Source organism: uncultured Dialister sp. (assembly GCA_900314595.1).
Lineage (GTDB): Bacteria > Bacillota > Negativicutes > Veillonellales > Dialisteraceae > Dialister.
On the sequence record OMVW01000021.1, the window covers coordinates 24871 to 31498 of the forward strand.

Sequence of the window (6628 nt, forward strand, 5' to 3'; positions counted from 1 at the left end):
TTTAATTTATAAGAAATAAGGAGGCACTATGTCCATCGGAACTTATATCGTCCTTGCCATCATTGCGGTCCTCTTTGTCCTGGCCTGCCGACACATCTTCCACGTCACTTTAGGCGGGGGAGACTGCTGCGGAGGGGGCGGAGAATGCCCGGCCTGCAAGGCAAGAAAAATGAAACTCCACGGGGGAATCAAAGAATAATTCTCACATTGTCCGTTTTGTGGTCTGAGTCACGTACGGTTTTCGTGGGTTAGCCCTGTCACGGCGAGCCCCGATTGAGTCTATTTCGAGATTTCGTGATTCGTGGTTCGTGAAGGTGGCGCTGCTGAGGCAGTGCCGCTTTTTTATGGGGATTTTGCACAGGCCGCACAGGCGGGAAGGAAAACGGTAAGCGGCGAAAAGCATTATATTTTTGATTTCCATATAAAAACAGCGCCTCTTCAGAGACGCTGTTTTTGTTTTCTGAATTCCGTCCCCGGAACCCGGGGATGGATGATCCAGGGATATGAAATTTGGAAAAATCCGGATATCCGGTATGATTCAGGGGAAAGGCTGCCGGATGATTTTCATTATTTCCCTACGCAGAATCGTTCGAAAATCCTGTTGATCAGTTCATTGTCTACCGTATCTCCTGTGATTTCACCCATATCGTTCCAGGCTTCCGTAAGGTCTACTGTAATGCAGTCGGCAGGCATGCCGGAGGCAAGGGATTCCGAGGCCCGGCGGACGGCTGCAAGGGCTTTTTTTACCTGGTTCACATGGCGAAGGTTCGTGAGGAAAAGTTCCCGTCCTGCGTCCCTGTCCTGATGTTCGGTCAGTTTCCGGAGGGCTTCTTCCAGTTCTTCCACACCGCTTCCATAGCGGGCGGAAACGGAGACTACCGGGATATTTCCTGCATATTTTTCAATATCTTCTGTACCGATTTCCGGCGGAAGGTCGTATTTATTGAGGATGACCAAGGCTTTTCTGCCTTTTAATTCTTCCAGAAGTTCTTTATCATCCCGGGAAAGCGGCGCCGAGCAGTCGATGACAGCCAGGATGAGATCAGCCTGTTCCATGGATTTTCTGGTCCGTTCGATGCCGATTTTTTCTACTTTATTGTCTGTTTCCCTAAGACCGGCAGTGTCCATCAGGACCAGGGGGACGCCCCCGATTTTGATGGATTCTTCGATGGTATCTCTGGTCGTGCCCGGAATATCGGTGACGATGGCCCTCTCTTCCTGCAGAAGGGCATTGAGGAGGCTTGATTTTCCTGCGTTCGGCCGGCCCACAATGGCTGTGCGGAGTCCTTCCTTGATGATGCGTCCTTCCTCGGAACGCTGCAGCAGCTTGTAGAGGGATTCTTCAATTCCGGAAAGTCCTTCCCTGATTTCCTCGTTGGTCAGGTCTTCCAGGTCTTCTTCCGGATAATCAATGGTCACTTCCAGCTTTGTAATGAGATCGGAAAGCTTTGCCCTGCATTCTTTCACGAAACCGGATAAAGCTCCCTGAAGGTGGCTTTCCGCCTGGGTAAGGGCGGCAGACCCGCGGGCTTCGATGATGTCCATCACCGCTTCTGCCTGGGTAAGGTCCAGCCGGCCGTTGAGGAAGGCCCTCTTTGTGAATTCACCCCGGCTGGCAAGGACGGCCCCGCTTTCCAGAGCGAACTCCAGCGTTTCCCGCAGGGCTTCCATGGATCCGTGTATCTGCACTTCCACCACGTCTTCCCCGGTGTAGGAATGGGGTGCTTTCATGTAGACAGCCAGTCCTTCATCGATCCGTTTTCCTTCTTTTTCCACATGGCCGAAATACATGCGGTATGGTTCTGCCTCAGTAAAAGATTTTAATTTTTTTGTATGAAATATCCTGTCTGCCACCGCTGCCGCTTCTTCGCCGCTGATGCGGATGATGCCGATGCCCCCTTCTCCGGGACTTGTGGCAATGGCGGCAATCGTCGTTTCTTCGTACATAGAGACTCCCTCTGTGTAAATAGATTGAAATTTATACATTTTTATTGTAGCAGAAATGACTGTATTAAGCTATAAAGACCGGGGAAATGAATATTCTTCACCGCTTTTTGCCGAAGTGTTCATTTGACGGTGGATTTTTCCTGATTTTATAATCAGCACAAAAGGGAAATTTGAGAGGAGGCATTTGGCCATGCATAGAATCGATGAGGCACTTGTAAGGAAAAACCTGCTCCGCCTGGCATCTATCGGGCGCGATGAGTCGGGAGCGGTGAACCGCGTCTTTGGCAGTGATTTTATCATTGAAGAAAGAGAAGAAACGATCCGGTACTTCGAGGAGTGCGGAATGACCACTTCGGTAGATGCGGCCGGAAACGTGCACGGCTATTACCGCCCGGCAGGACCTATGGCGGATGAAATCCTTCTCGGCTCCCATCTGGACAGTGTAAAGGCAGGAGGCATGTTTGATGGAACGGCAGGCCTTGTGGCAGCAGCGGAATGTGTGAGGCTTCTTGCGGAGAATATATCGGACCTTTCCGGGCGCATCTGCACAGAAGAAAACGTTTCCGTTTTCAAATCATTAATCCGCTGACTATCATCAAATATATGATATAATAAAATATACTGAATCAATCATCCGAAGTAAGAAAGAAGGATTACTTTGTACTATATCGATACTTATGATGTAATAGTAGTGGGTGCGGGTCATGCGGGCTGCGAGGCGGCTCTGGCTTCTGCAAAGCTTGGCTGCAGGACGCTCCTCACTACGATTTCCCTTGAAAATGTGGCTATGATGCCCTGTAATCCTGCCATCGGCGGACCGGGCAAGAGCCATCTGGTAAAGGAAATAGACGCCCTGGGCGGAGAGATGGGGATTGCGGCTGATGCGACGGCCATCCAGATGAGAATGCTCAATCTGGGAAAGGGTCCCGCCGTCTATGCTCTCCGGGCCCAGTCCGATAAGAATGCGTACCACCGCTACATGAAGCAGGTGGTGGAAAATACGGAAAATCTGGACCTCAAACAGGTACAGGTGATGGATATCATCGTGGAAGACGGAAAATGTGTGGGCATTACGACGGAACTTCACGAAGAATACCGGGCAAAGGCAGTCATCCTCTGCACCGGAACCTATCTGGACAGTTCGATTATCATCGGCGAAACCATTTACACCGGAGGACCCAATGGCATGCGTCCGTCCGTAGGCCTTTCTGAAAATCTGAAGAAACATGGCCTTGATATCCTCCGTTTCAAGACAGGCACCCCGTCCCGCGTGGACAGCCGGAGCCTTCATCTGGACCATATGGCCCTTGAAAAAGGAGATCCACAAAATCACGCCTTTTCCTTCATGAACGAAAGGGCGGACCGGAACCAGCGGAACTGCTGGCTCACCTATACGAATGAGGAAACCCATTCCATTATCCGAAAAAATATCATGCGTGCTCCCAAATATGCCGGAATCATTCACGGAGTAGGGGCCCGCTACTGCCCTTCCATCGAAGATAAAGTGGTCCGCTTCCCGGATAAAAAGCGTCACCAGCTTTTCATCGAACCGGAAGGTCTCGATACGAATGAAATGTACGTACAGGGCATGTCCACTTCCATGCCGATTGACGTGCAGTATGCTTTCCTCCGCACTATCCCGGGACTGGAAGACGTGAAAGTCATGCGTCCTGCCTATGCCATCGAATATGACCTTTTGGACCCCATCCAGCTGTATCCGACGCTGGAAGTAAAGAAAATGCCGGGCCTTTACTCGGCCGGCCAGTCGAATGGCACCAGCGGCTATGAAGAAGCAGCGGCCCAGGGCCTCATGGCAGGCATCAATGCAGCTCTTAAAATCAAAGGAAAAGAACCATTCATCCTCTGCCGTCACGAAGCTTATATCGGAGCTCTCATTGATGATCTTGTCACAAAAGGCACCAATGAACCCTACCGTATGATGACGAGCCGCAGTGAATACAGGCTGATCCTTCGCCAGGACAATGCGGACCTCCGCCTTACCCAGAAGGGGTATGACATCGGACTTGTCACCGAAAAGAGATACCGTCATTTCCTGGAAAGGAAACGGAACTATGAGGAGGCCATGCGCTTCATCAAGACAAAGCGGTTCACGCCAAAGGGAGATACGAATAAAGCTCTCGAAGCCATGGGTTCGGCACCCCTCACTACGGGCATCGGCGCAGACAAAATCCTGAAGCGCCCGGAAGTGACCTATCAGAAAATGGTGGAATTCCTGGGCTGCCCGGAATTCGATCCGGAAGCAGTGGAAGAAATGGAAATCGCCGTGAAATACGAAGGCTACATTGCCCGCCAGGAAGCGGCAGTGAAAAAGGCTGCCCGCATGGAAAGTGAAAAAATGCCAAAGGAAATCGATTATCTGACTCTGGAAGGCATTTCCATCGAAGCCCGCCAGAAACTGGACAAAATCCGTCCCCTGAACCTCGGCCAGGCTTCCCGTATCTCCGGCGTCTCCCCGGCAGACATGTCGGTGCTCATGGTGTACGTGAAGAGGATGAAGGGGCATAAAGTATAACTTGCGGAAGAGTCATTAACGATATCGTTCTTCGTGATTCGTTCTTCGTTAAGGTGGCGCCCTTTCAGGCGCGAGATTATAATAGTGGTTAGCAGATAGCAGTGAGCAGTTAGTGAAATAGTAACATTGCCGGGAAACTTCGTAATTGGTAAGAAAGTTTTTCAGCGAAAATGGAATGACTAACGGCTAAACACTAACAACTAACAACTAAAAACTAAAAACTAAAAACTAAGATCAATTTCATTTCATCCCCGCAGGGAAATCGGGGAATTCGTCATTGCCGGGAGGAGAAAACAATGACAACTTTGGAAATGATGGAAGTGCTGGGTTTTCCCGCTGATGAGGAAAAAGCGGCAAAACTCACGGAGTATAATGCCATGGTCATTGCCATGAGCAAAAAAATGAATCTTACAGGGATCAAAGACATAGATGAAAGTCTCATCAAAAATATATATGATTCTTTGACGGTGTATGATGAAAAATATTTCCCGGAAAAAGGGAAAGTGCTTGACCTTGGCACCGGTGCAGGTTTTCCCGGTGTGCCGCTGGCCATCCTTCGGCCGGATATGCTCTTCGTGCTGGTGGATTCCATCCAGAAGAAACTGACCTTCGTGGAAAATGCCTGCAGGAATCTGGGCATCAAAAATGTGAAATGCGTCCATATGAGGGCCGAAGAAGGTGGAAGGCGCAGGAAGACCCGCGAGGCTTTTGATGTGGTCACCGCACGGGCCGTGAAAGCCATGCCCATTATTTCCGAATGGGCCCTGCCCTTCGTCAAAGTGGGCGGTGTCTTTGCAGCCATGAAAGGCCCGGGGGCCATGGAGGAAATGAAACAGGCAGGAAAAATCCTTCGGGAATTGAACGCAGACCTTTCGGAAAAGAAGGAATTCGAACTGCCCGGAGGAGACAAACGCTGCATTCTTTTCCTGAAAAAGACGGCTCCCTGCCCGAAGACTTATCCCAGAAAAGTGGGAATAGCAGAAAAGAAACCGATTATCGGAGAATAAGTATCAGGCGGACTACGGCTTAGGCCGGGTCCGTTTTTTATGTCCAAATGGCTTGAACTCATGGGAAAAGTGAACGGTTCCTATAAATCAAAAAACCGCCGGCAGAAGACCCTGTGAGACACCCGATGCGGCGGAAACTGAAAATTTCATCTTTTTATGACTGATTATTGACTTTTTATTGAAAAATATTTCTTTTTGTTCTATACTATAAAAAATTGACCATGGGTTGAAAAAGGAGGCAGTAAATTCATGGCACTCACGAAAAAGGCAGAACGGACGAAGGCAAAGCTCCTGGCATCGGCAAGGAAGCTCATCAGTGAAAATGGCTTTGATCAGGTGTCCGTAGAAGATATCACAAAAGATTCGGGCGTAGCCAAAGGCACTTTTTACCATTATTTCAAATGCAAGGAAGACGTGGTGGCGGAGCTTTCTTTCCAGACCGGGAAACAGGTGACGGAAGAAGCAGTCAACCTTGACAGCAATGTGTATGAACGGTGCTGCTACTTCATTGCCGGCCTCTTCAAAGATGCGGACTGGAGCGGTGTACGCATGATCCGTCAGTGGCTCCGGGAAAGCATGGAATCCGAAGGGACTCCTACGGAAACCCAGACGGCCCTGGAAAATCTTCGCCGGGCCATTTTGAAAGTCATGACGGCCCATATGGGCGAAAAGCCGGGAGAGCTGAAAAAGGATGCACCTGTAGAGATGCTGGCACGGCTGGTGATGGGCCATTTCCTGGGAGCCCTCACCATCTGGTGCATGATGGACGGCGAATGGAAACTTTCCGATGATATCGCTATCGGCTATACCCGTATGGATATAGGAAATATGCTGGACTCCTACATGATCGGCGGCATTCCCGGCGAAATCCCCACGCCGTCTGTCCCCACTGATGAAGACTTGAAGAAATGAGCAGTTAGTTTTGTCGAATTTATGCGGTGCAGCATCGAAGGCACCGCTTTTTTATTGCCTTTTCAATGGGAAATAGAATTCTCCAGGACTGAGAGAAAATGGAACCGCTGATGGCTAATGGCGGATGGCCGATAGCTAATAGCAATGTCATTAACTTAAGAAATTCATAAAATAGTTCAAGTACGCATCGAAAGGTGCGTGCTTTTTTGTGCAAAAAAGTCGAAAAAAA

The 6628-nt window shown here is 49.6% G+C and carries 6 protein-coding genes; 5 read left to right on the forward strand and 1 reads right to left on the reverse strand.

Going from position 1 to position 6628, the window contains the following annotated elements:
- The first annotated feature begins 28 nt into the window (after nucleotides 1-28).
- Nucleotides 29-199, forward strand: a complete 171-nt coding sequence (locus QZN42_RS06495) for a hypothetical protein (protein WP_296955583.1) — start codon at nucleotides 29-31, stop codon at nucleotides 197-199.
- A gap of 368 nt (nucleotides 200-567) precedes the next feature.
- Here the strand turns inward: QZN42_RS06495 and mnmE are convergent, their stop codons facing one another.
- Nucleotides 568-1947 carry a tRNA uridine-5-carboxymethylaminomethyl(34) synthesis GTPase MnmE gene (gene mnmE, locus QZN42_RS06500; RefSeq protein WP_296955586.1) on the reverse strand — a complete coding sequence of 460 codons (1380 nt, stop codon included), beginning with the start codon at nucleotides 1945-1947 and terminating at the stop codon, nucleotides 568-570.
- Nucleotides 1948-2137: 190 nt separating this feature from the next.
- On the opposite strand from mnmE, the gene QZN42_RS06505 reads away from it, so the two are divergent.
- The 4 genes from QZN42_RS06505 (at nucleotide 2138) to QZN42_RS06520 (ending at nucleotide 6399) form a co-directional block, all read left to right on the forward strand.
- Nucleotides 2138-2536, forward strand: coding sequence for a hypothetical protein (locus tag QZN42_RS06505; protein ID WP_296955589.1), 399 nt, complete (start codon nucleotides 2138-2140; stop codon nucleotides 2534-2536).
- A gap of 69 nt (nucleotides 2537-2605) precedes the next feature.
- The gene (gene mnmG, locus QZN42_RS06510; RefSeq protein ID WP_296955591.1) at nucleotides 2606-4480 is read left to right on the forward strand and encodes a tRNA uridine-5-carboxymethylaminomethyl(34) synthesis enzyme MnmG; all 1875 of its coding nucleotides are present in this window, start codon (nucleotides 2606-2608) and stop codon (nucleotides 4478-4480) included.
- A gap of 296 nt (nucleotides 4481-4776) precedes the next feature.
- Nucleotides 4777-5487: a 16S rRNA (guanine(527)-N(7))-methyltransferase RsmG gene (gene rsmG / locus QZN42_RS06515; protein ID WP_296955594.1), complete on the forward strand. Its 711-nt coding sequence runs from the start codon at nucleotides 4777-4779 to the stop codon at nucleotides 5485-5487.
- A gap of 249 nt (nucleotides 5488-5736) precedes the next feature.
- Nucleotides 5737-6399 (forward strand): TetR/AcrR family transcriptional regulator, encoded by a 663-nt coding sequence (locus QZN42_RS06520; protein WP_296955597.1) that lies wholly within the window; start codon nucleotides 5737-5739, stop codon nucleotides 6397-6399.
- Nucleotides 6400-6628 lie beyond the last annotated feature (229 nt).